Genomic DNA, 24,193 nt, shown 5'->3' with positions numbered 1-24,193 from the left:
GAGCCGAAAATCGGGGGATCGTACGGAAGTCCGTACGAAACTCGCAGCGTGAGGAGAGATGGTGGAAAGACTGGCCGTGATCGGCCTCGGTTACACGGGGCTCCCGCTGGCGCGTGAAGCGTGCGCCGCGGGGATGCGGGTCACCGGGATGGACACGAATCCGGCCGTGACGGCGACGCTGGAATCCGGCCGCTCACCGCTGCCGGACGTCACGGAAGCCGAGGTCACGGCCATGCGCGCCGCCGGCTTCCACGCCACCACCGACCCCGGCGTACTGGCCGAGGCATCCGCCGCCGTCCTCTGCGTCCCGACCCCGCTGGACGAGGCGGGCGGGCCGGATCTGACGCATGTGAAGGACGCGGCGCGGACGCTGGGCGCCCATCTGAAGCCGGGCACACTCGTCATTCTGGAATCCACCTCCTTTCCCGGCACCACGGACGGACCGGTCCGCGCGATTCTCGAAGAGTCCTCCGGCCTCACCGCAGGCCCGGATTTCTCCCTCGCCTTCTCACCGGAGCGCATCGACCCCGGAAATGACACCTTCGGCGTCCGGAACACCCCGCGCGTGGTCGGCGGTTACACCCCCGCCTGTACGGATGCCGCCCTCGCTTTCTTCCGGCGGTTGTGCGACCGCGTGGTCCGGGCCCGTTCCGCGCGTGAGGCGGAGCTGTCCAAATTGCTGGAGAACGTCTACCGCAGCGTGAATATCGCCCTGGTCAACGAAATCGCGGTGACCGCCCGCGCCTGGGGAATCGATGTCGCCAATGTCATCGACTGCGCCGCCAGCAAACCCTTCGGATTTCAGGAATTCCGCCCCGGCCCCGGCGTGGGCGGCCACTGCATTCCCGTCGACCCGGCTTATCTGACGCACTGGGCGCGCGAGATCGGCTCCCCGCTGCCGCTCGTCGAGCTGGCCCAGCGGATCAACTCCGCCATGCCGTCCCATGTCGTCCGCCGCGCCGGGCAGCTCCTGAGCGGTGTCGGCAAGGAGCTGGCCGGCTCCCGCGTCCTGCTCGTCGGTGTGACGTACAAGCGCGACAGCCGCGATCTGCGGTCCACGCCCGCCGCACCGCTCGCCCGGCTGCTGGACGAGGCCGGGGCCCGGGTGACGTACCACGATCCGCTCGCCGACGGCTGGGCCCCCGGCGGCACGGTCTGTCCCGCCGAGCCGGATCTGCACCGGGCCGCGACCACGGCGGATCTGACGATCCTGCTCCAGGACCACCGGGTGATCCCCGTCGAGGCGCTGCCCGGCTGGTCACCGCTGCTGCTCGACACCCGGGACCGGCTCCGCGGCACCACCGCCCAACCGCTCTGAGCCGGCCACGCGGGCCTGCGGGCGCTCCCGGACGGTGGTCCGCCCGGGAGCGCCCGCAGGCCGTACGCGCCCGGCGGACGTCATGTCCACCGGCCGGTGCCCAGCGGTTCGGCGGCCCGTGGACGTACCAGGCGGCGCAGTTCCAGACGGCGCACCTTGCCGGTCTCGGTACGCGGGACCTCGTCCCACTCCCGTACCAACGGCTCCGCCATCGCCGGCAGATCGCGTACCGCCACGGCCCATGCCTCCGGATCGAGCGAGCCGTCGGCGGTCACCAGCACCGGCAGCAGCTCCGGGCCCGGCACGCCCAGGACGGTGCATTCGACGACCTCGGAGAGCCGGTCCTCGATGACGTCCTCCAGTTCCACACAGCTCGCGCCGGGGACGGTGTCGACCTCCCGGTCGGTGAGGATCAGGCTGCCGGAGCGGGTGAGCACCCCGATGTCGCCGGTGTTCCACCACGGCCCGTCGGCCTTGGCCGCCCAGCGGTCCTGCTCGCCGACGTACCCCACGCACCGCGCCTTGGTCCGGGCGAGGACCAGCCCGGGCCGGCCCCGGCCCACCGGGCGCAGGGTCTGCGGGTCGACCACCCGCAGCCGGGTCCGTCCGGGCACCGGCCGTCCCAGGTCGCGGGTGGTGGGGTGGCGTTCCCCGGTGTGCTCCAGGGATTTACGGGTCAGCAGCCGGAACGTCAGCGGGCCGGTCTCGGTCTGGCCCCAGCCCTGGAGCCAGCGCGGCTGCCGGTGCCGGGAGGCCGCCAGGAAGCTGCGGACGGTCGGCGGGTGGACGGCGTCGAAGGTGGAGACGTAGAGCCGGAGGTCCTGGAGGGCGGCGCTGCGACGGGCGGCCAGATCACGCCAGGTGACGAAGGTGGCCGGAGAGGCCTCCAGCGTGGTGGGCGGGGTGCGCAGCAGCGTCTGCTCCGCCGTCCGCGGGTCGTGGTCGGCGAGGAGGACGATCGCGCGCGGCTCCAGGTGGAGCACGCTGATCGTCCAGGGCACCGCCCGGCCGTGGGTGAACGGATCGGCGGTCGCCACCGTGTCGGAGCGACGGCTGGAGAGCACCGGCACCCGGTTGCACTCGAAGTGCGCGAGGCGGTGGACGATCGTCCGGGTCGAGTGCGCCACCAGCTTCGGCAGCCCGGTCGTCCCGGAGGTGTGGTGAATGACCACGGTGTCGTCGAGCGCCCGCGAGACCACCGGCGGGACACCGTGCCCGTCGACGTCCTCGGGCGTCAGGATCTCCCCGGCGGCGGGCCCGTCGTACGGGACGCCGCCGACGACAAGGGTGCGCGCCGCGTGCGCGGTGAGATCGGTGCCGGGGCGGGCGGTGAGCGTGCTGGCCGAGGTCACCAGCAGCGCCGGGTCGAGCCGTTGCAGCAGGTCGCAGAGGGCGTCGCCGCGCAGCCGCGAGGAGAGCAGCGCCGGTACGGCGCCGAGGCGGGAGGCGGCGCAGGCCAGCAGGACGGTGTCCCAGTGGTTGGGTTTGACGACGGCCACCCGGTCGCCGGCGCGGACACCGGAGGCGGCCAGCCGCGCGGCGGTCTGCCGCACCAGGTCGGCGACCTGCTCGATGCCGTACTCCGTCGGGCCGTCCGGCGCCAGGTCGAAGGGGCGGCTCAGGTGCACGGCGGTGCGGCTGCCGCGGTCGGCCAGCAGATCGAAGAGGGTGCCGAGAGCGGGGGGTTTCACGGTGCCGTACGCACCTTTCCGAGGGGGTCGGAGGCGGGCCGGCGTCCGTGGACGGTGACCATCACCTGGGAGAGCCAGCAGTGGGCGGGGTCGGTGAGCTCCACCTGGGCGCGGGCGAGGCGTTCCTCGGTGACCGCGCCGCGGGCGAGCATCGCGGGTGCCAGGTGCTCCAGCCAGAGCGCGAACCAGCGCGCCGCGTCACCGCCGCCGCGCACCACCGCGGAGCGCCCTTCCGCGACGATGTCCACCAGCCCGGCGTCGGTGGCGAGTTGGACGTCGAGCAGTCCGCAGCGGGGGTGGTAGCCGGAGGCGCACATCACGTCGTAGGCGGCGCGTTTGACATCGCTCAGGAAGTCGTCCTGGGCGGGGTGGCTGAAGAGGGAGGCCGTGTCGGTGTCCTCCAGGACCAGATGGCCGCCGGGCTTGAGGGCGCGGTGGAGACGGTCCACGGCCTGCTGCCGGTCGCCGACGTGCTGGAGGACGAGGCGGGCGTGGATGAGGTCGAAGTGGGCCTCGGGGAGTTCGTCGGTGACGACGTCGTGGCGGTGGACGGTCACCCCGCGGCCGGTCAGCCACTTCAGACGCTCGGTGTCGAGGTCGGCGGCGACCACCTCGCCGGTCGGCCCGACCCGGTCGGCGAGCCAGGCGGCGACGGAGCCGCGCCCGGCGCCGATCTCCAGACAGGACCAGCCGGGCCCGACGCCGGTGGCGGCGAGCCGCTCCCGAGTGCCCGGGTCCCAGAGCGCCTCCCCCAGGGCGAGACGTTCCTCCTCGCGGGCGAAGGCGGTGGCGAAGACATAGCGGTCAGGGGTGGGTGTCATCGGCGGGCCCCTTCCGTGGCGAAGGCACAGACGGCGTCGGCGACGTGCTCGACCTGCGCGTCCGTCAGATGCGGGTGGACGGGCAGCGCCAGTTGCCGGGTCGCGGCGCGCTCGGCGTGCGGCCAGCGCCGCCCGGCCGGGGCGTACGGGGCGAAGGCCGGCTGCCGGGGCAGCGCCCGCGGGTAGTAGACGTGTGAGGCCACGCCGTGCTCGGCGAGGTGGTCGCGGAGCGCGTCGCGCCGCTCGGCGAGGAGCGAGTAGACGTAGTAGCAGCGACCGTTGCGGCCGGGCGGCGGGGGCAGGACCCCGGCGTCGCGCAGCGGGGCGAACCGCTCGGTGTAGTACGCGGCGATGCGGGCCCGGCGTTCGAGGCGGGCGGCGAGTCCGGGCAGCCGGTGGAGCTGGAAGGCGGCGAGGATCTCGTCGAAGCGGCTGTTGAGGCCGAGGCGCTGGTGGACGAAGCGCGGGCCCTCCTGACCGTGGTTGCGCAGCGCCCGCACGGTGCGGCCGAGCGCCGGGTCCGAGGTGAGGACGGCGCCGCCCTCCCCCGCCGTGCCGAACGTCTTGACCTGGACGAACGAGAAGACCCCGGCGTCGCCCCAGGTGCCCGCGGCGCGGCCGTCGAGGACGCCGCCCTGGGCGACGGCGGAGTCCTCGACGAGGCGGACGCCGCGGTCGTCGGCGATCTTGCGGAGCGCCGGCATGTCGGCCATCACGGAGAACATGTGGGCAGGCATCAGCGCCTTGGTGCGGGCGGTGACCGCGTCGTCCATCGCCTGGGGGTCGGCCACCATCGTCCAGGGGTCGATGTCGGCGAAGACCGGGGTGGCGCCGAGCCCCGCGACGGTGCTGGCGAGCGGTGCGCAGCCGTAGGCGGGGACGACGACCTCGTCGCCGGGGCCGATGTCCATGGCCCGCAGCACGAGGGTGAGGGCGGAGGTGCCGCTGGAGCAGGCGATGACGTCGCCCGCGCCGTACAGGGTGCGCAGCGCGTCCTCGAACGCGGCGGTGCGGGTGCCGAGGATGAACTTCTGGTCGGGCGTGGTGCCGATCTCGTGGACCAGGTCGATGAGGACCTCGCGGTCCTGCTCGAAGAGGTCCGGTGGGAAGAAGGGGATCAACGGGCGGCCCTCCCGGTGGCGAAGCGGCGGATGAGGTCACAGACCCGGTCGACGTCGTCGGTGCCCAGGTCCGGGTAGAGGGGCAGCGCGACGGTCCGCCCGCAGGCCCGTTCCGCGTGCGGGAACTGCCCCCGGCGGTACCCGAGGTGGGCGAAGCAGGGCTGGAGGTGGAGCGGGACGGGGTAGTACGTCTCGGTGCCGACGCCGTGTTCGGTGAGGTACGCGACGAGTGCGTCGCGGCGCTCCACCTCGATCAGGTAGACGTAGAAGACCGGCTCGGTGGGCACCTCGTGCGTCACGAGGGTGGGCAGGCGGAGTACGCCGGGGACGTCGCGGAGCCGTTCGGTGTAGGCGGCGGCGAGGGCGGCGCGGCGGCGGATGTCCTCGGCGAGGGCCGGGAGTTTGCCGAGGAGGACGGCGGCCTGGAGGTCGTCCATCTTGCTGTTGACGCCGATGAGATCGGTGGGGCGGTTGATGCCCGGGAAGTGGCCGAGGGTGCGGCCGTGGCGTCCGTGGTGGCGCAACGCCGCGACGGTTTCGGCGAGTTGCGGGTCGTCGGTGAGGAAGGCCCCGGCGTCGCCGAGCGCGCCGAGCGTCTTGGTCGGGAAGAAGGAGAGCACCCCGCCGGCGCCCAGCAGCCCGGCGTGGACGCCGCCCCAACGCATCCCGATCGCCTCGGCGCTGTCCTCCAGAACGGTCAGGCCGTGGCGTTCGGCGACCCGGGCCAGGCCCCCCATGTCGGCCATCTGGCAGAAGAGGTGCACCGGCATCAGCGTCCGGGTGCGCTCGGTGACGGCGGCGTCCGCGGCGGCGGGGTCGAGGCCGTAGCCGACGGGGTCGATGTCGGCGAAGACGGGCGTTCCGCCGGCGAGGGCCACGGCGGAGGCGGTGGCCATGAAGCTGAAGGCGGGGACGACGACCTCGTCGCCGGGGCGCAGTCCCATGGCGCGCAGCGCGAGGACGAGGGCGTCGGTGCCGCTGTTGACGCCGACGGCGTAGCGGGCGCCGGTCCAGGCGGCCAGTGCCTGCTCGAAGCGGCCCACTTGGCTGCCGTGGGAGAACTTGCCGTCGTCGGCCACCTCGGTGAGACGGTCGCGGATGGCGGGCCAGCGCTCCTCGAAGGAGCGGGCGTGGGTGAAGAAGGGAACCGGGCGGGGCGGGGCGTCGGGCGCCCCGGTGCGGCCGGTTGCGGTGTGGTGGTCCATGGGTCCTCGGGGTCGGTACCGGCGGGGCGGGCCGGTGGCGGGAAAGGGCCGGGCCCCGCACCCGTCGGCGAGGTGCGGGGCCCGGGGCGGGTCACAGCAGGGCGACGTCGAGCTCGCCCGCGTGGTACTTGTGCACGGCCTGGACCAGCTCCTCGACGGTCAGCCTGCCGTCGCCGTCGGCGTCGATGGCCTCGAACGCGGTCTCGGCGGTCTCCTCGGGGCTGCCGATCGCGCGGATCCAGGAGCGGAACTCCTTGGGGTCGACCTGGCCGTCGCCGTCGGTGTCGCAGAGCCCGACGATGGAGCTGATGGTCGGGCGCAGCACCTCGTTGAAGCCCTCCGCGCCGCGGTCGAGGACCTGGCGGCCGGCCAGCTCACGGAACTGGTCGAGGCCGAGCGAGCCGTCCTTGTCGATCCCGGCGTGACCGGCGAGGTAGTCCCACATGCCGAGGTAGGCCGTCAGCACGGCCTCACCGCGGTCGGAGGACGGGGCGGTGTCGAAGGCGCGGAGGATGCGCTGCGCCTCCTCGTCCCAGTCGCTGCGGTCGATACGGCCGTCGCCGTCCCGGTCCCACAGCTCGAACCGGCGCTGGAGTCGCTCTGCCTGGATGTCATTGGTCATGGGGGAATTCCTTCTCAAGAGAGGGTCACTGATAGGGCACGGGGGTGTGCACGGCTGTGCCGTGGTCGCCCCCGCGGCGGGCCGAGGCCCACAGGAGGTACAGCGCGACGACGACGGGCAGCACCAGCGTGATCAGCTGGGCGACGACGTCGGCGGGCGAGAACATCGCCAGATGGTGCAGATGGAAAAGAAGGTGCGGCACGGAGAAGACGAGTTGTGCCAGTGCGGCGGCCCGGACGAGGGGCGGTCGCGGCGCGCGGGCGGCGCAGAGCAGCACCACCGCCAGCGCCACCACGAGGGAACCGAAGTCCCGGACCAGATGCTCGTTGTACGGGGCGAACACGGCCACCCACCGGCGGCCCGGCAGCGGGAAGTTCCGGAAGAAGCTGTGGGGCAGGAAGAGCGCCCACGCGCCCGGAACTCCCTGGGCCAGGGCCGACAGGAGCAGCGCCGCCCGCATCCGTGCCGTCCGTGGGCCGGTCCGGCCCACACGCAGTGCGGGCCGGAAGGACCGGACCGCACCACGGGCTGGGAACACCAGGGTCAGGCGCCGAGCAGCGGGGCGTCCAGCTCACCGGCGTGGTAGCGGCCGACCGCGTGGACGATCTCCTGGACGGAGAGCTGTCCGTCGCCGTTGGCGTCGACGGCCTGGAAGGCGGCGTCGGCGTCGGTGTCGGCGTTGATGGCCTGCAGCCACTTCGCGAACTCGGGCGGGCTGATCTGGCCGTCGCCGTCGGTGTCGGCGAGGTGCACCATGGCGTGGATGCTGGGCTGCAGAACGCGCGCGAACCCGACCGGCCCCTCGGCGAGCACCTGCTCCTCGGCGACCTGGAGGAACTGGTCCTTCGTCAGCGTGTCGCCGGCGCCGGCCTTCTCGCTGAGGAAGTCGAACAGCATCGGGTAGGCGTGCAGCAGCAGCTGGGCGCGGGGCGAGTCGGCCGACTCGCCGAACGCCTCGACGATGCGGCGCGCCTCGTTCTCCAGGTCCGCGCGGCTGATCTGGCCGTCGTTGTCCGTGTCGTACAGGGCGAAGCGCTGCTGGAGGCGTGACTGCTGCAGGTCCTTGTTGGACATGACACTCCTTGAGGAATGAATGACGGGTGGAACGAGTGACGAAGGACGTCGGAAATGCGGCCGCGGAAGAATGACGCGGAGAACTTGCGTCGCAGGCATGACTGACGCGAGGAACGGAGTCGTGAAATACGCACGACGCCTCTGGGAAACCCACCGCTCTCACGGCGCTTCGTGCAATCCAAGAATGTCCCAGCGGGGCCGACGTATGCACCGGATGGAGCAAGGACGATCCGTACGAGTGACATCGGCGCCCGATTCCCGCCACCGGCCCATTTTTGGACAGAGGGGTAGGAGAAACGTTCTGAGCTGGCGATGGGGATTCGTCAGCCCTATCGGCAGGCCATCCGGGCAGCGCGGTCCGTCCGAAGGCGCGCCTTGAAAACGATCACCTGATCTGATGAACATGCACAACTGGCCTCTCAGTGGGTTCGGGACGTCTCATACCGTCACTTCCGATTGATATTCGGCAGGCCGATTTCGAGGCCTGCCGTGACCACGGAGAGTTCTGTGACCCACGATTCCCATGGCGCCGTAGCGATTGCGCCACCCGTCTCCTCGGGGAAATTCGCTGCTTATTGCAGACTGGCCAAACTCGACATCTTCGACTACTACCTCAGCCTCGCCGTCGCCTGGAGCCTGCTGGCCGCGCCGCTGCGCGCGGACTCCACGACCCTCGCGGTGCTCGCGCTCTTCGGCCTCGGCATGCTCTGCCTCGTCGCCGCGATGACCACGTTCGACGACGTGACCGGCCTGCGCGACGGCAGCGACGCGGCCAACTACGGCCCCGACGCGCCGCTGCGCAAGATCCGCCGCAAGCCCCTGCTGGCCGGCACGCTCACCGAACGGGAGGCGATCCGCTTCGGCTGGGCCACGGCCGCCGGGTGCGTACTGCTGTGGGGCGCGGCCGTCGCCGTCGCCCCGCACGCCCCGTGGTGGGCGGTGGCGACCGCCGCGCTCTGCCTGGTCACCTCGGTGCAGTACTCCTACGGCTTGAAGATCAGCTACCACGGCTGGCAGGAGATCTTCATGGTCGCCCTGGGCCTCGGCCTGGTGGTGGCGCCGTACGGGCTGCTCGCCGGGCGGATCACCGGCTTCGCGCTGGTCCAGGGCGCGCTGTTCGGTCTGGGGCCGCTGCTGTTCGGCGTCTACTCCAACACCAACGACCGGGCCGGCGACGCCGCGGTGGGCCGTCCGACGGTGGCGGTGCTGACCACCGAGCGCGGCAACAAGGTCTTCATCGGCGCGGTCTCCGCGGTGGAGAGCGTGCTGATCGCCGCGGCGGCCCTCACCGGCCTGGCCCCGTGGTGGTTCCCGCTGGCGATGCTCCCGGTCGTCGCGCTGCGCGTCGCCCAGTTCGTCACGGGCGTGGTCCGCGGCCGGATCCTCACCGCCCGCAAGCTCGGCACGTACACCCACCGCGTCTCGGTCGTGGCGCTGGTGGTCACCAATGTGCTGCTCGCCGCAGCGGCCGGCGGTGGGGTGTGAGCACCGCCCACGACGTCGTGGTCGTCGGTGCGGGGATATCGGGGCTGGCGGCCGCGGACACGCTGCGGCGGGCGGGCCGTTCGGTCACCGTGCTGGAGGCGGCCGACACCGTCGGCGGGCGGATGCGCACCCACCGGGCGGACGGCTATGTCATGGACACCGGCGCCGAGGTGCTGTCCGTCGCCGGATACGACGCGACCTGGCGGCTCATCCGCCGTACGGGGCCGGGCCCGGCGGAGACGACGCGGATCCCGCATCCCGTCGCCACCTGGCGCGACGGCCGGGTGCACCGCCATGTCGGCGCGCCGCGGGCGCTGCTCAGCGGCGGCGGCCTCTCGCTCCGCGGCCGCGCCTCGCTCGCCCGCTTCATGGCGACGGAGGGCCGCCGCCGGGCCGCCTACGACCCGGATCTGCCGGAGCGCACCCCGCTGGGCACCCTGACGCTGGCGGAGTACGCGCGCGGCTACCGTTCCGAGCTGCACGACTTCCTGTTCCAGCCGATCGCCGGCTGTTTCTTCGGCTGGGACACCACGCGTTCGGCCGCCGCTCCCTTCGTCACCAACATGCTGGCCTGCGGCTCGACCGCCCGCTGGCGCAGCTACACCGACGGCATGGACACCCTCGCCCGCCATCTGGCGCGCACGGTGGACGTCACCACCGGCTGCGCCGTCCACGAGGTGCTCACGGCCGCGGGCCATGCCCGGGTGGTCACGACCACCGGTACGCTCACCGCCCGCGCGGTGCTGCTCTGCGTCCCGGCACCGGTGGCGCTGCGGCTGCACGTCAACGCGCCGGAGGCGGCGGTCCCGTACCTCGCGGCCTGCGGCTACGTCCCGCGCCTGAAGGTGAGTTACACGCTCGACCGGCCGCTGGCACCGCGCGGCGGCGAGTCGGCGTACGCGGTGCTGCTGCCCGCGGCCACGGAACCGGATCTGTCGGGCGTGATGCTGGAGCACAACAAGGGCTGCGGCCGGGCCCCGGAGGGCCGTGGTCTGGTGTCGCTGATGGCGGCGCCCGAGGCGGCCCGGGAGCTGATCGATGCGCCCGAGGGCGAGATCCTGGCCCGGATCGGGGACGCCGCCGCCCGCTATCTTCCGGAGCTGCGCGCGGCCACGCTCCGTACGTTCGTGCACCGCTGGCCGCACGGTATCCCGGAGGCCACCCCGCGGGCGCTGGCGCACCGCGACGCCTTCCTCGCCCGCGACGCCGCGCCCGTCGAGTACGCCGGCGACTGGCTGATGCTCCGCCCGAGCAGCGAGGGGGCGGTGCGCTCCGCGGAGTTGGCGGCGGCGCGCGTCCTGTCACGGCTGCCGCACACGGCGCCGGCCCTGCCGGGCCGCTCCCGCTGACCCGTCGTGCGCCCGCCGCTCCGGCCCGGGGCGGGCGGACGGCGCACGCCACCGGGCCGGCCTTCCCCGTCCGCCGTCCGGCACCGCCGTGCCGGACACCACCGTCACCCTGTAAAGGACCCTCATGACCAGCACCGTCGAAGAGAACCTCGGCGAAGCCAACCCGGTCGTCCGCAACGCCTACGAGCAGCAGCTCCAGGGGTACTGGGACACCAAGACCACCGACGACATCAATCTCCTCCTCGGCGCCGAAGACGGGCTGTACCACCACCACTACGGCATCGGTGACTACGACCCGGCCGTGCTCGCGGCGCCGCCCGAGCAGCGGGAGGCGCTGATCCTGCGGGAGATGCACCGTATGGAGAACGCCGAGACGGAGCTGATCCTCGATGCGCTGGGCGACGTCCCGGCCGGTGCCCGGGGTATGGACGCCGGGTCGGGCCGCGGCGGCACCTCGTTCATGGTCGCCGAGCGGTTCGGCTGCCGGATGGACGGCGTCAACTTCTGTGCCCACCACATCGCGTTCGCGGAGCGCGTCGCCAAGGAGCGCGGCTGGGACGACCGGGTGCGGTTCCACTTCGCGAACATGCTCCAGACGCCTTTCGCGGACGGCTCGTTCGACTTCGTCGTCAGCAACGAGACGACGATGTACGTCGATCTGCACGATCTTTTCGCGGAGTTCGCTCGGCTGCTGCGGCCCGGCGGCCGGTACGTCTGCGTCACCTGGTGCCGCAACGAGACGGTCGCGGACCGCTCGGACGCCTCCCGCCGGATCGACGAGCACTATGTGAGCCGGATGCACCGGCGCGGCACGTACTTCGACGCGATGGCGGCCAACGGGCTGGTGCCGTTCCACGTCGGACGGCACACCGCCGAGGCGATCCCCTACTGGGAGCTGCGGGACCACTCGGAGCGGCGTACCGGTGTGGAGAAGCCGTTCCTGGAGGGCTACCGGGAGGGCAGCATGGACTATCTGGTGATCGGGTGTGAGCGGGTGCGCTGACCCGGTCCGGCCGGTGGGCCGGGCCCGTTCCGGCCGGCGTCGTCGCCTTGTGCGGCGGCGCCGGCCGGCGTGGTGCCAGGGGCCGGCGCGAGGGCAGTCGCGTTGACAGATAGCGGGTGGCTACCCGTTAATTGGGCCCGGTGGCGCGTGGCACCGGCCAAAGAGCAGTGGGCCGGCCGGTGGCCGGGCGTGCACCCCGATCGTGAGGGGCCTGCCGTGAGCATGTACACCACGCCCTGTCCGTGACGTAGTACCGCCGCCGGTCGGCGCCTTCCGTGGCGTCCCCCGTGCGGCCGTCGCGTCGAGCTGTTCTCCTTCGTTTTGCCGCGCCGCGGCCTGCGGGGCCGCGCCCCGTGCCGCCGCGCCGCGTTCCCGCCGGGCCGTCCCGCGTTCCTCCCGGGGCGCCGGTCTCCGTCTCCGCGGCCGAAGCCGCCCGTATTTCCCGGAGTCATATCCGTATGTCCTCGTCCTTCCACCTTTCCGTCATCGAGGAGTTCCGTGCCCACGGCGGACGCGTCGGTGGCCCCTTCGAGGGTGGCGATCTGCTGCTGTTGACGACCACCGGCGCCCGCTCGGGGCTGCCCCGGACGACGCCGCTCGGCTACGTCCGGCACGGCGGCGCGCTCCTGGTCGTCGCCTCGAATCTCGGTGCGCCGCGCCATCCGGCCTGGTACCGCAATCTGCTCGCCCGTCCCCTCGTCCGGGTCGAGGTCGGCACCCGCGCGTTCGAGGCGCTGGCGGTGCCCGCCGAGGGGCCGCGGCGGGCGGAGCTGTTCCGGGAGGTGGTGCGGGTGGCGCCCGGGTACGGCGACCATCAGGCGGCCACCGCGCGGGAACTGCCGGTGGTCGAGTTGGCGTCGGCGGAGCCCGCGGGCTGGGCGGGGCCGCGGGAGGTCCGCACCCTGGCCGACAAGATTCTTGAGGTGCACGCCTGGCTGCGCGGGCAGCTGCGGCAGGTGACGGCGGAGACCGAGGCGTATTTCACGGCACGGGAGGCGCGGCAGGGGGCCGGTGCGCCGCCGGTGCCGGGGCTCGGGTTGCAGATCCGGCAGCGGTGTCTGGCCTTCTGCCAGACGTTGCGGTTCCACCACGACGGCGAGGACGGCCATGTCTTCCCGGTCATGGCCGGCCACCATCCGGAGCTGGCGGAGGTGTTCGCGCGGCTGGGTGCGGAGCACCGGGCGATCGCCGGTGTCCAGGAGCGGCTGGCGGCGTTGCTGACCGGCGTCGGGGTGGCGGAGCCGGAAGTCTTCCGCACCGAACTGCGGCGGATGTCGGCGGAGTTGCTGGCGCATCTCGCGTACGAGGAGGAGACGGTCGTACCGCTGCTGGCGGGGGTTCCCTGGCCGCCGACGCCCGGTGGGAGGGGGTGACGGGCCCGGTGGGAGGGGGTGACGGGCCCGGCGGGAGGGGGTGGCGGCGCCCGGACCGCTGCGCGCGGTGGGCGCCGGTTTCCGGTCATTGCGGGGCGCTGTGGACTGGTCGGGGACGGCGGAGGGTACGTCGGTTCTTCAAGCAGGCGACGCAAAATCGCTGGGCAGCTGGCGCATCTGCACATATCATGCACATCATGTGCTCAACTTCTGCACCTGGGGCGTTCCACGCCCGGTCCCTGACCGAGGTGAACGCCGCCATAAGGGCGTTCATGACGGCACGGGCCGGACGGTCGCTGGGGCCCGAGGAGCAGGCCGAGTACGAGCAGCTGCTCGCGGCCTGGTCGGCCGCCGTGGCGCGGACACCGGACGCTTCCCGTACGGAGCGCCCGGCGTCCGCCCCCCTCACACCGTGACGCCCCGGGGCCGCAGGCGGGCCGCCGCGGTGCCCAAGCCGGTGGGCCCGCCGAGGCGCCGGCCGTGGGGGGCGACGGGGCGGCGCAGCTCCGCCTCGTCGTAGCGGTGGCAGCCCTCGTGCCAGATGAGGATCCCGGCGAGCCAGTGCTTCAGCTCCTCCGCGTAGCCGGTGAGCGTGGCGCGGGCCGCCGCGTCGAGGCCGAACTCGTCGAAGAGTGCCGGGAGCTCGACGGCGAGGAGATGCTCGAACTCCCGCATCCGTGAGGTCATCAGATCGTTGACGATCTCCAGCGCCTCCCGCGTCCCGCAGCCGAAGAAGTTCTCCACGACGAGGACGGCGTTGTGCACCTCGCCCTCGAACTGGATCTCCTTCTGGTACGAGAACAGGTCGTTGAGGAGCCCCGCGTAGTCCGCGGCGGCGTTCTCCATCGCCTGGACAGGCCGGGTGCGGTAGATCTCGGGCGGGACGGTGCGGCCGTGGCCGAGCCGGGAGAGGCTCATGGTGAGGTCCGCGCCGAAGGTCCGGCGGCGCATCTCGACGTAATCGACCGGGTCCGGGACGCGGTTCGCCCAGTGGTTGTCCAGCTCCCACAGCCAGCTGCCGGTCATGTCCTCGATGGTGCGGCGGAAGGTGCGGCGGGCGGCGGGCGTCATGGGAGCCGCGGTGCGCCGCCACAGATCGGCCAGTCCGCGCTCCAGCGCGTTCCGCGGCTCCGGCAGGTCCGCGCCGGATTCGACGGGCATGAAGGAGGACAGCCGGTCGGTGCAGGCGCGGGCGCCGACCGCGTCGCGGCTGCGGCCGAAGACCACCGGGTAGTAGTCGTCGCCGTAGGTGCCCCAGGTCAGCCAGCCGGTGGTGAGGTCGAGACCTTCGGGGGTGGCGTCCGGGTGGATGCCGGCGGAGCAGAGGGCGAAGTCGAAGGCGCGAAGCTTGTGCTCGTCCCAGATGACGGGCGGCGCGGAGCCGCCGCCGGGCAGCCCGGGCGGCTGCTCCAGCATGCCCATGCGGCGCGCCCAGCCGACGATCCGCTCCCGGGAGCCCGCCAGATGCGGCGAGAGCCGGGTGGTGTACGGCAGGTACAGCTCCGGGAGCCGCACCTTTCCGACGGGCCGGAACGGCACATGGGTGTGTTGCCGGACGCGGGCCGGGAGGGTGGCCGCGAGGGAGCCGGCGATGCGGGCGGCGGAGGTGCCGAGGCCGGTGGGTCCGCCGAGGACGGGGGTGAGGGCGCTCGGCGTCTTGTCCGTGGCGGCGTTCATGTAGCGGCTGGAGCGCAGATGCCATTCGTGGCCGCCGGACTGCCAGTCCTGGAGCCCCTTGACGTACGCGGCGATGTCGGCGCAGGCCGCGGGGGACAGACCGTGTTCGGCGCAGAGGACGGGCACCTCGGTGAGCGCGGTGTGTTCGAACTGGTGGAGCCGGGAGGTGAGGAGGTCGTTGACGGCGTCGGCGGCCTCCTGGGTGGTGCAGCCGAGGAAGGTCTCGAAGACCAGGACACCGTTGGAGAGTTCTCCCTCCTCCTCGATCTCCCGCTGGTAGGAGAAGAGGTCGTTCCGCAGGTGGACGGCGTCGGAGAAGGTGTCCTTGAGGACCCGCAGCGGACGGGTGGCGGCGACGGCCGCGGGTATCTCGGCGCCCGCCGCGTACTCGACGAGCCCGGCGGACCAGGGGGCGCCGCCGACCTTGCGGCGCATCTCGATGTACTCGACGGGGTTGGCGATGCGGCCGGTGCTGATGTTGGCCAGCTCCCACAGCGACTCCTCCAGGAGATGCTGGGTGTACTCCGCGAAGCGGCGGCGCCAGTCGCGGGACATCGCCGGAACGGTGCGTCGCCACAGGTCGGCGAGGCCCTTCTCGACGGCGTTGACCGGCTCGGGCGGCGGGCCGGCCGGGTCCACCGGCATGAAGGCGGGCAGCCGGTCGAGGTAGGCCTTGGCGCCCGCCATGTCCTGGCCGCGTTTGAAGCTCTCCAGGAAGTGGTCGTCGAAGAAGAAGACCCAGACGTACCAGTCGGTGACGGTGGCGAGCTCCGCCGCCGGGGCGTCGGGGTGGGTGTAGGCGCAGAGCAGGGCGTAGTCGTGGGCGTCGAAGTCCCGCTCGTCCCAGATGCCTGACCCTTCGATCATCTCCATCTCACGGGCCCACGCCTTGGAGTGGTCACGGACCGCCTCCAGGTGCGGGTTGAGCCGTGCGGGATACGGCTCGTAGAACTCCGGAAGTACGAAGGGCTGTGTCATCTGCGCCTCACCTCGTCTCGTCGTGTCCGCCTCGGCGCCCGGTCAGCCCCGGCGGCCGATCTCGACGTTCTCCAGCACGCCGAGCGCGTCCGGTACCAGTACGGCGGCGGAGTAGTAGGTGGAGACCAGGTACGAGATGATCGCCTGCTCGTTGATGCCCATGAAGCGGACGGAGAGACCGGGCTCGTACTCGTCGGGCAGTCCGGTCTGGTGCAGGCCGATGACGCCCTGGTCGTCCTCGCCGGTACGGAGCGCGAGGATCGAGCTGGTGCTCTCCTTGGTGACCGGGATCTTGTTGCAGGGCAGGATCGGGACGCCGCGCCAGGCGGGGGCCTGCTGGCCGCCCAGGTCGACATGGGTGGGGTAGAGACCGCGGGCGTTCATCTCGCGGCCGATGGCGGCGATCGTGCGGGGGTGGGCGAGGAGGAACTTCGTGCCCCGGCGGCGGCTGATCAGCTCGTCGAGGTCGTCCGGGGTGGGCGGGCCGGAGTGGGTCTGGATGCGCTGGCGGTAGTCGGCGTTGTGCAGGAGACCGAACTCGGGGTTGTTGACCAGTTCGTGTTCCTGGCGCTCGCGCAGCGCCTCGATGGTCAGCCGGAGCTGGTGCTCGGTCTGGTCCATCGGCTCGTTGTAGAGGTCGGCGACGCGGGTGTGGACGCGCAGCACGGTCTGGGCGACGCTCAGTTCGTACTCGCGGGGCCGGAGTTCGTAGTCGGCGAAGGTGGCGGGGAGGGTGGGCTCGCCGGTGTGGCCGGCGGCGAGGGCGATCTCGGCCTCGCCGTGCTTGTTCTGGGCCTGCTGCGGCAGGGCGGCGAACTCCTGGAGGTGGCTGCGGAGCGCGGGCGCGGTGTCCAGCAGGGCGGCGAAGTCGCGGCGGGCGAGGACGAGGACGGTGCCGGCGGTCTCGGCCTTGGCGGTGTACTCCCAGACGGCGTCGGGGTCGGTGAGGCCCTGGGCTCCGAAGTGGTCGCCGTCGGCGAGGACGCCGAGGCCGGCGGCGTGTCCGTAGCGGCCGTCGGCGGTGCGGGCGATGCGGCCGTGGGCCAGCAGGAAGACCTGGTCGACGGGGTTGCCCTGCTCGGCGAGGACCTCGCCGGCGGCGATCTCGCGCTGCGCGAAGCGGTCGGCGAGGGCGGTGAGGACGCCGGTGTCGTCGAAGCCGCGCAGCGGGGCGAGTTCGCCCAGTTCCTGGGGGATGACGGCGACGCGGGAGCCGGTCTGGTCGAAGTCGATGCGGCCGTCGCCGACGGTGTAGGTCAGGCGGCGGTTGACGCGGTAGGCGCCGCCCTTCGTCTCGACCCAGGGGAGCATCTTCAGCAGCCAGCGGGAGGTGATGCCCTGCATCTGGGGTGCGGACTTGGTGGTGCTCGCGAGGTTCCGCGCGGCGGCGGTGCCCAGGCTCTGCTGTGCGGCGCGGGTTTCCTCGGTACCGGCGGGGATCGTCATCCGGCGCTCCTCATCGTGGTGGACGCCCGGTCCGCGCGGTCGCCGGGCATGCGGCAACCCGGCGCCGGAGGGCGGGAGTCGGGTGGGGGTGGGTGGTCCCGGGCCGGTCGGGCGGACGGGGTCCGGGCCGCTCGGGGAATCCGTTGATCACACTAAGGCCGTGTCACAGAGGCAAAAGCCGATTCCGGCGCCCCACCGACCGGGTACGCCCGTACGAGTGACATGCGGTCCGCGAAACGTGAGACCCACCTCGGGCGGCGTGTTTTCGCCCCTCGAACGGGGCCGCTCCCCCGCTTTCCCCGCCGGCCAGGGGATGTGCGGCGTGCTGCCGCACGGTCACACGTTCCTTCTCTGGCTTGTTCTCGCGGCTCGGGGACGGGCGGGACGGGGCGGAGCGGGTGGCTCCGGCGTGCTGGGTGGCCGCGCGCTCCCTCCCCTTCGTCGGGGACAAAAAGTGCATTACCCATGTTTACGGATGCGAGGCTTCGGGTGCGGTTGTGACCCCGGCCATAGGTCGTCCGTCACGTACGACGCCGGGTAGTGGACCCGGCGGGGCCGTGCGCCTCGCGGGTGCGGCGGTTTCCGGGAGGCGGGGCGGGGCGTCTACGCGGCGGGGTAGTACGGGACGTCGTTGCCCGTGGGGCGGCGTCCGCCCAGGATGGTCGGGCCCCGGGCGCGGACCTGGTCCGTCCCCGGGCCGCCGGCCCGTGCACGGAGCGCGCCGGCGGGGCGGGAGCGCCGGACGGCGCTCCCGCACGCCAGGGCGCCGGGCCCGTGCGGGCCCGCGGCCGGTCCGGCGCAGGCCGACCGCGACCGGACGCCCGGGCCATCGACAACGCACGCCGGGCGCAGCCGTGCCCGGGCGGGCGGAGGACGGAGTGCAGATGCCGCAGGACAGCGGGAACAACGGGCCGTATCCGGCGGACATCCCGGCGCACGGGGACGGGCCCCGGCCGCCGCGTCGCCGCCGCCGGGGGCTGCGGATCGCCGCGTGGACCGCGCTGGGCGTGGTGGCCGTGGGCGGCGCCGGGACCGCGTACCTCTGGTCGCATCTGAACGGCAACCTCCAGGGCGTCGACATCAACGCGGCGCTCGGCAAGGACCGTCCCGGCGCCTCGAAGGACGGGGCGATGAACATCCTGCTGCTGGGCTCCGACTCGCGGGCCGGTACGGGTGGCGAGTACGGCAGGAACATCAGCGGCGCCCGGTCGGACACCACGATGGTGCTGCACGTCGACAAGGACCACCGCACGGCGAGCGTGGTGAGCATTCCGCGCGACACGATGGTGGACCGGCCGGCGTGCCCGAAGCCGGGCGGCGGTGCGGCGCCCGCCGCGCACCAGGTGATGTTCAACGAGTCGTACCAGGTCGGCGGCCCGGGGTGCACGGTGAAGACGGTCGAGGCACTGTCCGGGGTGCGGATGGACCACTACCTGGAGGTCGACTTCACCGGCTTCAAGAAGATCATCGACGAGCTGGGCGGCGTCGACATCACCACCAAGCAGGCGGTGAAGGACATCCACAGCAAACTCGACCTCCCGGCCGGGAAGCACACCCTCAAGGGCGAGCAGGCGCTGAGCCTGGTCCGGACCCGGCACGGCGTCGGGGACGGCAGTGACCTGGGACGGATCCAGTTGCAGCAGGCGTTCATCAAGGCGCTCACCCACCGGATCGACGATGTCGGGCTGAGCAATCCGGCGAAACTGTACGCGCTGGCGGACACCGCGACGCGGACGGTGCGCGCCGATTCGCAACTCGCCTCCACCGGCAAGCTGTTGGGCCTCGCCCAGGAGCTGAAGGGCATCGGCCCGAAGAACATGAAGATGGTGACGCTGCCGGTCACCTACGACCCGCAGAACCCGGACCGGGTGGTGGCGCTGCCCGCGGCGTCCGCGAAGGTGTGGCAGGCACTCCGGGACGACCGGCCGATCCCGGCGTCCGCGGGGCGCGACTCGGTGGGCGACAAGGGCTCGTCCCCGGTGGTGGTCCAGTCCTGAGCGGGGCGGGGCGGCGGCTCCGTCCGGCCGGGCCGTAGCTCCCTCCCGCCGGGCGGCGACCGGCGCCCCGGCGCGGCGGCGGGGTCCGGGTGCGCCCGCGCACTCCCCTTTTTCCTTTTCCGTCACCTTCGATGACGGTCCGTCAGTGCCGGGGGCGGGTATCAGCCGGGGGTACCGGTGGCATTCCTCTTCGCCTCTCCCGGAGCCGCAGATGATCCAAGCCAGTCCGCAACCCGGCGACATAGGTCTGACCCAGATATCCGGCACGGTGGGCCGGTTGATCCGGTTCGGCCAGTGGCTGAACGGCAACGGCTTCGCCGACTACCAGCACGCGTTCCTCGTCCTGCCCGGCGACCGGCTGATCGAGGCCGAACCCGGCGGGGCGCGGATCGTCCCCCTCGACTCGTATGCGGGCGCCGACGTGGTGTACGTCTGCCCGCCCGGCCTGACCGACGCGGACCGCGACCGGATCTGCACGGCGTCCTCGGTGTACGAGGGCGTGCCGTACAGCTTCCTCGACTATCTGGCCATCGCCACGCACCGGCTGAAGCTGCCGGTGCCGGGACTGCGCCGCTATGTGGCGGCGACGGGCCACATGATCTGTTCCCAGCTCGTCGACCAGTGCTACCAGGACGGCGGGGTGCATCTCTTCGACGACGGCCGGTGGCCGGGGTATGTGACGCCGCTGGCGCTGTACGACCAGCTGGCCGACTGAGGCGGGGCCCGCCGGGCGAACGGGTCGACGGGGTCCGGCGGGGCTCCTACTGTGGCCGTCATGATCATCAGACGTACGGACCGGCGTCCCGGGCCTCTCGTGGCGGCCGTGGTGTTCGCCATCGGCATGGCGGGCACCACCCTGCCCACCCCGCTGTACGGGCTCTACCGGCAGGAGCTGGGCCTGTCACAGCTGATGGTGACCGTGATCTTCGCGGCGTACGCGCTGGGGGTGATCGCGGTGCTGCTGCTCGCCGGGAACGTCTCGGACGAGGTGGGGCGGCGGCCCGTGCTGCTGGTGGCGCTGGGCCTGTCGGCGGCGAGCGCGCTCTGTTTCGTGGACGAGGGCGGGCTGCCGCTGCTGTTGCTGGGGCGGGTGCTGTCCGGGTTCGCGGCGGGGTTGTTCAGCGGGGCGGCGACGGCGGCGGTGCTGGAGCTGGCGCGGCCCGGCGGTGAGGCGGTGGCCGGGTTCGCGGCGACGGCGGCGAACATGGGCGGGCTCGGGTGCGGTCCGCTGCTGGCCGGGGCGCTGGCGCAGTACGCGCCGTGGCCGCTGAAGCTGCCGTTCCTGGTGCATCTGGCGTTGCTGGCGGTGGCTGCGGCGTTGGTGATCCGGGTGCTGCCGGAGACGGTGGCGGAGCCGGGACGGCCGTCGCCGCCGCGGCCGAGGCGGTTGGTGCCGCCGCCGGAGGTGCGGGGGGTGTTCGTGCCGTCGGCGGTCGCGGCGTTCGCCGGGTTCTCGCTGCTGGGGCTGTTCACGGCGGTGGCACCGAGCTTCGTCGGCCAGACGCTGGGCGTGCACAATCTGGCGGTCTCGGGCGCGGTGGTCTTCACCGTCTTCCTCGGGTCGACGGCCGGGCAGGCGCTGTCCGGCCGGCTGGGGGTGCGGCGGGCGCTGCCCGCCGGGTGCCTGGTGCTGGTCGCCGGATTGCTGCTGGTGGGGGCGTCGCTGGCGGTGCGGTCGCTGCCGCTGCTGGTGGGCGGCGCGCTGTGCGGCGGCTTCGGGCAGGGCCTCGCGTTCCGGGCCGGGCTGACGGCGGTGGGCGCGGCGGCCCCGCCCGCCCACCGGGGCGGCACCATCTCGGCGTTCTTCCTCGCGGCGTACGTGGGCATCTCGCTGCCGGTGGTGGGCGTCGGGGCGCTCACCGTGCCGCTGGGGCTGCGCGGCGCGGGGCTGACGTTCGCCGGGTGCGTGATCGTGGTCGCGGTGGTGGTGGGGGTGTACGTGCTGCGGCGCCCGCCCGGTGAGAGGTGACGGGCCGCGGCGGACCGGCCCGAGCCCTCGCGGCCGGGCGCCCGTGATCCGGCGGGGGCCGTCGGCCGAGGTGCCGCGGGCCCCGCTGCGGCCCGGGGTGACCGGCCCTCTCCGCCCTCCCGGGGTGCCGTGGCCGCCCGGCACGGTTCCAATGGAAGGAGAACGGCCGTACGCCCGCGCCGTTGCGGGGGCGGGCATCCGCCTACGGCGAGGAGGGCACCGGAGATGACCATCGCGACGCGGCTGCTGACCGCGCTTCCGACCGCGTACCGTGACCAGCTGATGACGCTGGCGCGCGAGGTGTCGTTCGAGCAGGACACCCGCATCTTCGAGGAGCGGGGCCGCGCGGACCGGTTCTGGGTGCTGCGCTCGGGATCGGTGACGCTCGACCTGAACGTCCCGGGCCGCCGCCGCGTCACGGTGGCCACCCTCGGCCCCGGGGATCTGCTGGGCTGGTCCTGGCTGTTCCCGCCGCACGAGTGGGACTTCGGAGCCGAGGCGTTCAGCCCGGTGCGCGCCCATGAATTCGACGCCCGCAGCGTCCGCGCGCTCTGCGACGCCGACCCGGCGCTGGGGCTGACGCTGGTCAGCGCCATCACCCAGGTCCTGGCCCACCGGCTGGAGGCGACCCGGGCGAAGCTGATCGACCAGTACGCGGTCCCGCACGCGGTGACGACCTAGACGGCGTAGCGGACCCCGGGCCGGGGCGGGACACCCGGCCCGACCGCGGCCGCCCGGCTCAGCTCCGGGCGGCCGCGAGGGTGCCCTGTGCCCGGTCGACGAGGGCCTGGAGGCGTGCGTGGTGGGCGCCGCGCCAGTAGACGCGGTCGCACTCCGTACAGCGGGCGAACACGTCGTAGGTGCGGCGGGTGCCGTGGTGGAGCCGTTCGACGACGGCGTCCTTGCCGGCGTCGGTGAGCGGGCCGTTGCAGGCGGTGCAGCGGGTCCAGGGCGCGACCTCGGGCACGAACCTGCCGAGGACGTCGGTGAGTTGGTCATCGGGCCGGTCGCTGTAGACGTAGGCGCCGGCCCACAGTTCGCGGCGGTGGAGCAGCCCGCGGTCGCGGGTGAGCAGGACCCGCCGCTCGGCCGCCGACCGTGCCGCCAGCGCCGCGTCACCCGGGTCCTCGGCGGTGTACGCGGCGTCGACGCCCAGCAGCCGCAACCGGCGGGCCAGGGTGCCGAGATGGACGTCGAGCAGGAAGCGCAGCGGGGCCCCGGGGACGGTCTGCGGGCGGGCGACGGCGAGCACCGTGACGCACTCGCCCGCGCGCGGCACATGCGACGGGTTGACCGGCGCGCCGTCCACCCGCAACTCCCCCACCTCGGTGAGCGGCACCCCCAGCGATTCGACGACATGGCCGAGCGAGGCGGCTCCGTCCGTCACCACACGGGCGTGGTCGCCGGAGCGCCCTGCGGGGAGGAAGAGATGGAGCGCGGGCGCGAAGCTGAAGGAGATCTCGGGTCCGTTCACCCCTCCAGCATGGCACCGGCCGCACCGCCCGGGCCAGGGGATTTCCGCTGGTGGGGGCAGGTGCGACCGTCGGGCGGCGGCCCACGTTTCGCCGAGCGGGTCAGAGCGCGTCGGCGAGTTCTCTCAGCCGGTCGGCGAGGCAGGGGTCGGGGTGCGGTACGCGGCCGAACTCGTCGTCCTCGTCGACGGTGAGCAGCCCGATCACGGCGCGCAGCGCGGCGCGGGGCTGGTAGCCGTCGGGCGGCGGTGCGGTGTGCGGCCGGCTGAGGACGGTCGGGCCGCCGGCGAGTGCGGCCGCCTGGCCCGCCCAGTGCTCGGCGTCGCGGAGTTCCCCGCGGGCGAGGTGGAGCAGGTGCAGGCAGTGCGCGGCCGCGGCGCTGCCCGCCCCGGCGGCGAACTGCCACCAGAACTGGGCGCCTTCGGGGCATCCGGCGAGGTACAGGAGACTGCCGAAGTGGAGGGCGCCGTCGGGGTCGATGCGGCGGCTGTTGGCGAGCTTGGCGAGGAGTTCGGCGGCGTCGCCGCGGTGCAGCGCCTGTGCGCACAGGGCGCGCAGATCGGCACCGGCCCGGTCGTGGGCCGAGACCAGCACCAACGCCGGGCGGCGGCCGGGGGCGGGGCGCAGAGTGGTGGCGTCCCGGCGCACCGCGTCGGCGGCGGCGAGGTCGTACGCCATGTGCCGCTTGGAGGCGGCGAGGTCGAAGTCGGCGAAGGCGTCGGGGATCGTGGCGTCGTCGAGGACTTCGTGGATGCTGCGCGAGGACCGCACGGTCACTCCTCTTCCTTCTCGTCGCCGGTGGCCGCGGTCAGCGGCAGCCCGAGCTTTCTGGCGATCCGGCGCTTGGCGAGGCGCCGGTGGGACCGGACGGTGTCGCGGGTGACGCCCATGATGTCGGCGACCCGGTCCGAGGGGTAGCCGAGGACGTGGAGCAGCACGATCACGTCGTACTGCCGCTCGGGGAGGGAGGCGATGGCGGTGTAGAGGCCGAGGGAGGTCTCCATCACCTCGAACTGGCAGCGGACCGATTCGAGGGTGGCGCGCGCGGTGCGCTGGAAGGCCGTGGTCGCCACCATCCGCGAGGGCGCTCCGGTGAGCCGCAGATGGGTGTCGACGCGGACCTTCAGCAGCGCCCAGGCGTAGGCCTCCGGGCTCTCCTCCTGGATGACGTGCGCCCAGTTGAGGGCGAGGTGGGAGAAGCAGCGGCGGACGACGGCCTGGGCCGCGTCCTTGTCGCCGAGCATGGTGTGGGCGTAGTTGAGGTACGCCTTGACGTACAGGTCGTGGAAGGCTTCCAGGGCGGTCGGCAGGGTGTACTGCACCGGCGGTAGGTCGGCGTTCACGGGGAGACCTCCTCGTCCCGGGCGGCAGGTACGTGGCCGGTGTGCCACGGAGGGGCGGGCGGACGGTCCTCGACCAGTGCCGCCGCGCCCACCCGGACGCCCGCCCGCAGCAGACGCCGCGTCAGGCGTCGGGTGTCCGGGGCGAAGACACGCACCGCGGTGAGCAGCACCAGCGGGGCGAGCGCATCGTTGAGAGTCACGTCTGTGTCCTCCTTCCGGCCCGGCGCCCGCCGGGGTGCGGCGGGCGCC

At 73.1% G+C, this 24,193-nt stretch carries 23 protein-coding genes; 10 read left to right on the top strand and 13 right to left on the bottom strand.

The genetic code is table 11. From position 1 onward, the window contains the following. The first annotated feature begins 58 nt into the window (after positions 1–58). Complete coding sequence (locus ACF1BH_RS23360; RefSeq protein WP_391645150.1) at positions 59–1,318, top strand: nucleotide sugar dehydrogenase; 1,260 nt, start codon at positions 59–61, stop codon at positions 1,316–1,318. An 80-nt stretch (positions 1,319–1,398) separates the two neighbouring features. Here the strand turns inward: ACF1BH_RS23360 and ACF1BH_RS23355 are convergent, their stop codons facing one another. From ACF1BH_RS23355 to ACF1BH_RS23325, 7 genes are all read right to left on the bottom strand, one after another. Further along, positions 1,399–3,009 (bottom strand): class I adenylate-forming enzyme family protein, encoded by a 1,611-nt coding sequence (locus tag ACF1BH_RS23355; protein ID WP_391645148.1) that lies wholly within the window; start codon positions 3,007–3,009, stop codon positions 1,399–1,401. After that, positions 3,006–3,830, bottom strand: coding sequence for a methyltransferase domain-containing protein (locus ACF1BH_RS23350; protein ID WP_391645146.1), 825 nt, complete (start codon positions 3,828–3,830; stop codon positions 3,006–3,008). Before ACF1BH_RS23350 ends, ACF1BH_RS23355 begins: the two co-directional genes overlap by 4 nt. Beyond that, positions 3,827–4,951 (bottom strand): DegT/DnrJ/EryC1/StrS family aminotransferase, encoded by a 1,125-nt coding sequence (locus ACF1BH_RS23345; protein ID WP_391645144.1) that lies wholly within the window; start codon positions 4,949–4,951, stop codon positions 3,827–3,829. The genes ACF1BH_RS23350 and ACF1BH_RS23345 overlap by 4 nt, the downstream gene beginning before the upstream one ends. Continuing rightward, positions 4,948–6,156, bottom strand: coding sequence for a DegT/DnrJ/EryC1/StrS family aminotransferase (locus ACF1BH_RS23340; protein ID WP_391645142.1), 1,209 nt, complete (start codon positions 6,154–6,156; stop codon positions 4,948–4,950). The genes ACF1BH_RS23345 and ACF1BH_RS23340 overlap by 4 nt, the downstream gene beginning before the upstream one ends. Positions 6,157–6,247: 91 nt before the next feature. Then, positions 6,248–6,778 (bottom strand): EF-hand domain-containing protein, encoded by a 531-nt coding sequence (locus ACF1BH_RS23335; protein ID WP_391645140.1) that lies wholly within the window; start codon positions 6,776–6,778, stop codon positions 6,248–6,250. A gap of 25 nt (positions 6,779–6,803) precedes the next feature. Then, positions 6,804–7,238 carry a hypothetical protein gene (locus ACF1BH_RS23330; protein ID WP_391645138.1) on the bottom strand — a complete coding sequence of 145 codons (435 nt, stop codon included), beginning with the start codon at positions 7,236–7,238 and terminating at the stop codon, positions 6,804–6,806. Positions 7,239–7,321: 83 nt separating this feature from the next. After that, entirely contained in the window at positions 7,322–7,852 is a 531-nt protein-coding gene (locus ACF1BH_RS23325; protein ID WP_391645136.1) for an EF-hand domain-containing protein, read from the bottom strand. 507 nt (positions 7,853–8,359) lie between these two features. Here ACF1BH_RS23325 and ACF1BH_RS23320 point away from each other — a divergent pair. The 5 genes from ACF1BH_RS23320 (at position 8,360) to ACF1BH_RS23300 (ending at position 13,478) form a co-directional block, all read left to right on the top strand. Further along, positions 8,360–9,337: a UbiA family prenyltransferase gene (locus ACF1BH_RS23320; RefSeq protein WP_391645134.1), complete on the top strand. Its 978-nt coding sequence runs from the start codon at positions 8,360–8,362 to the stop codon at positions 9,335–9,337. After that, positions 9,334–10,686, top strand: coding sequence for a protoporphyrinogen/coproporphyrinogen oxidase (locus tag ACF1BH_RS23315; protein ID WP_391645132.1), 1,353 nt, complete (start codon positions 9,334–9,336; stop codon positions 10,684–10,686). The genes ACF1BH_RS23320 and ACF1BH_RS23315 overlap by 4 nt, the downstream gene beginning before the upstream one ends. Before the next feature lie 124 nt (positions 10,687–10,810). Further along, positions 10,811–11,689 (top strand): SAM-dependent methyltransferase, encoded by an 879-nt coding sequence (locus tag ACF1BH_RS23310; RefSeq protein ID WP_391645130.1) that lies wholly within the window; start codon positions 10,811–10,813, stop codon positions 11,687–11,689. A 458-nt stretch (positions 11,690–12,147) separates the two neighbouring features. Continuing rightward, positions 12,148–13,062 carry a nitroreductase/quinone reductase family protein gene (locus tag ACF1BH_RS23305; protein WP_391645128.1) on the top strand — a complete coding sequence of 305 codons (915 nt, stop codon included), beginning with the start codon at positions 12,148–12,150 and terminating at the stop codon, positions 13,060–13,062. A gap of 197 nt (positions 13,063–13,259) precedes the next feature. After that, the gene (locus ACF1BH_RS23300; RefSeq protein ID WP_391645126.1) at positions 13,260–13,478 is read left to right on the top strand and encodes a hypothetical protein; all 219 of its coding nucleotides are present in this window, start codon (positions 13,260–13,262) and stop codon (positions 13,476–13,478) included. Here ACF1BH_RS23300 and ACF1BH_RS23295 read toward each other — a convergent pair. Both ACF1BH_RS23295 and ACF1BH_RS23290 read right to left on the bottom strand, forming a co-directional pair. Continuing rightward, positions 13,468–15,717, bottom strand: coding sequence for a family 2 encapsulin nanocompartment cargo protein terpene cyclase (locus ACF1BH_RS23295; RefSeq protein ID WP_391645124.1), 2,250 nt, complete (start codon positions 15,715–15,717; stop codon positions 13,468–13,470). The genes ACF1BH_RS23300 and ACF1BH_RS23295 overlap by 11 nt on opposite strands. Positions 15,718–15,759: 42 nt before the next feature. Beyond that, entirely contained in the window at positions 15,760–17,163 is a 1,404-nt protein-coding gene (locus ACF1BH_RS23290) for a family 2B encapsulin nanocompartment shell protein (protein ID WP_391645122.1), read from the bottom strand. An 884-nt stretch (positions 17,164–18,047) separates the two neighbouring features. On the opposite strand from ACF1BH_RS23290, the gene ACF1BH_RS23285 reads away from it, so the two are divergent. The 4 genes from ACF1BH_RS23285 to ACF1BH_RS23270 all read left to right on the top strand — a co-directional run bounded on the left by ACF1BH_RS23285 (position 18,048) and on the right by ACF1BH_RS23270 (position 21,810). After that, on the top strand, positions 18,048–19,160 hold the full coding sequence (locus ACF1BH_RS23285) for an LCP family protein (RefSeq protein ID WP_391645120.1): 1,113 nt from the start codon (positions 18,048–18,050) through the stop codon (positions 19,158–19,160). Positions 19,161–19,371: 211 nt separating this feature from the next. After that, entirely contained in the window at positions 19,372–19,875 is a 504-nt protein-coding gene (locus ACF1BH_RS23280) for a hypothetical protein (protein WP_391645118.1), read from the top strand. Between the two features lie 60 nt (positions 19,876–19,935). Continuing rightward, entirely contained in the window at positions 19,936–21,129 is a 1,194-nt protein-coding gene (locus ACF1BH_RS23275) for an MFS transporter (RefSeq protein WP_391645116.1), read from the top strand. 225 nt (positions 21,130–21,354) lie between these two features. Beyond that, a complete protein-coding gene (locus ACF1BH_RS23270) occupies positions 21,355–21,810 on the top strand; it encodes a cyclic nucleotide-binding domain-containing protein (RefSeq protein WP_391645114.1) in 456 nt (151 codons plus the stop codon). Between the two features lie 58 nt (positions 21,811–21,868). Here the strand turns inward: ACF1BH_RS23270 and ACF1BH_RS23265 are convergent, their stop codons facing one another. The 4 genes from ACF1BH_RS23265 to ACF1BH_RS23250 form a co-directional block, all read right to left on the bottom strand. Next, positions 21,869–22,603, bottom strand: a complete 735-nt coding sequence (locus tag ACF1BH_RS23265; RefSeq protein ID WP_391645112.1) for a Mut7-C RNAse domain-containing protein — start codon at positions 22,601–22,603, stop codon at positions 21,869–21,871. Positions 22,604–22,703: 100 nt separating this feature from the next. Next, entirely contained in the window at positions 22,704–23,378 is a 675-nt protein-coding gene (locus ACF1BH_RS23260; protein ID WP_391645110.1) for a hypothetical protein, read from the bottom strand. Then, entirely contained in the window at positions 23,375–23,944 is a 570-nt protein-coding gene (locus ACF1BH_RS23255; protein WP_391645108.1) for a sigma-70 family RNA polymerase sigma factor, read from the bottom strand. The genes ACF1BH_RS23260 and ACF1BH_RS23255 overlap by 4 nt, the downstream gene beginning before the upstream one ends. Beyond that, positions 23,941–24,144 (bottom strand): hypothetical protein, encoded by a 204-nt coding sequence (locus ACF1BH_RS23250; RefSeq protein WP_391645106.1) that lies wholly within the window; start codon positions 24,142–24,144, stop codon positions 23,941–23,943. The genes ACF1BH_RS23255 and ACF1BH_RS23250 overlap by 4 nt, the downstream gene beginning before the upstream one ends. Positions 24,145–24,193: the final 49 nt, after the last annotated feature.

Origin of the sequence: Streptomyces sp. NPDC014733 (genome assembly GCF_043083385.1) — a bacterium.
GTDB lineage: Bacteria > Actinomycetota > Actinomycetes > Streptomycetales > Streptomycetaceae > Streptomyces.
This window is presented reverse-complemented; position numbering and strand designations above follow the sequence as displayed.

Excerpts from the sequence above, each read along its gene's own strand:
- ACF1BH_RS23280 (WP_391645118.1), top strand. The coding sequence starts at position 19,372 with ATGATCCAAGCCAGTCCGCAACCCGGCGACATAGGTCTGACCCAGATA.
- ACF1BH_RS23310 (WP_391645130.1), top strand. The coding sequence starts at position 10,811 with ATGACCAGCACCGTCGAAGAGAACCTCGGCGAAGCCAACCCGGTCGTC.
- ACF1BH_RS23295 (WP_391645124.1), bottom strand. The coding sequence starts at position 15,717 with ATGACACAGCCCTTCGTACTTCCGGAGTTCTACGAGCCGTATCCCGCA.
- ACF1BH_RS23360 (WP_391645150.1), top strand. The coding sequence starts at position 59 with ATGGTGGAAAGACTGGCCGTGATCGGCCTCGGTTACACGGGGCTCCCG.
- ACF1BH_RS23290 (WP_391645122.1), bottom strand. The coding sequence starts at position 17,163 with ATGACGATCCCCGCCGGTACCGAGGAAACCCGCGCCGCACAGCAGAGC.
- ACF1BH_RS23335 (WP_391645140.1), bottom strand. The coding sequence starts at position 6,778 with ATGACCAATGACATCCAGGCAGAGCGACTCCAGCGCCGGTTCGAGCTG.
- ACF1BH_RS23285 (WP_391645120.1), top strand. The coding sequence starts at position 18,048 with ATGCCGCAGGACAGCGGGAACAACGGGCCGTATCCGGCGGACATCCCG.
- ACF1BH_RS23300 (WP_391645126.1), top strand. The coding sequence starts at position 13,260 with ATGTGCTCAACTTCTGCACCTGGGGCGTTCCACGCCCGGTCCCTGACC.
- ACF1BH_RS23340 (WP_391645142.1), bottom strand. The coding sequence starts at position 6,156 with ATGGACCACCACACCGCAACCGGCCGCACCGGGGCGCCCGACGCCCCG.
- ACF1BH_RS23330 (WP_391645138.1), bottom strand. The coding sequence starts at position 7,238 with ATGCGGGCGGCGCTGCTCCTGTCGGCCCTGGCCCAGGGAGTTCCGGGC.
- ACF1BH_RS23270 (WP_391645114.1), top strand. The coding sequence starts at position 21,355 with ATGACCATCGCGACGCGGCTGCTGACCGCGCTTCCGACCGCGTACCGT.
- ACF1BH_RS23305 (WP_391645128.1), top strand. The coding sequence starts at position 12,148 with ATGTCCTCGTCCTTCCACCTTTCCGTCATCGAGGAGTTCCGTGCCCAC.
- ACF1BH_RS23325 (WP_391645136.1), bottom strand. The coding sequence starts at position 7,852 with ATGTCCAACAAGGACCTGCAGCAGTCACGCCTCCAGCAGCGCTTCGCC.
- ACF1BH_RS23275 (WP_391645116.1), top strand. The coding sequence starts at position 19,936 with ATGATCATCAGACGTACGGACCGGCGTCCCGGGCCTCTCGTGGCGGCC.
- ACF1BH_RS23350 (WP_391645146.1), bottom strand. The coding sequence starts at position 3,830 with ATGACACCCACCCCTGACCGCTATGTCTTCGCCACCGCCTTCGCCCGC.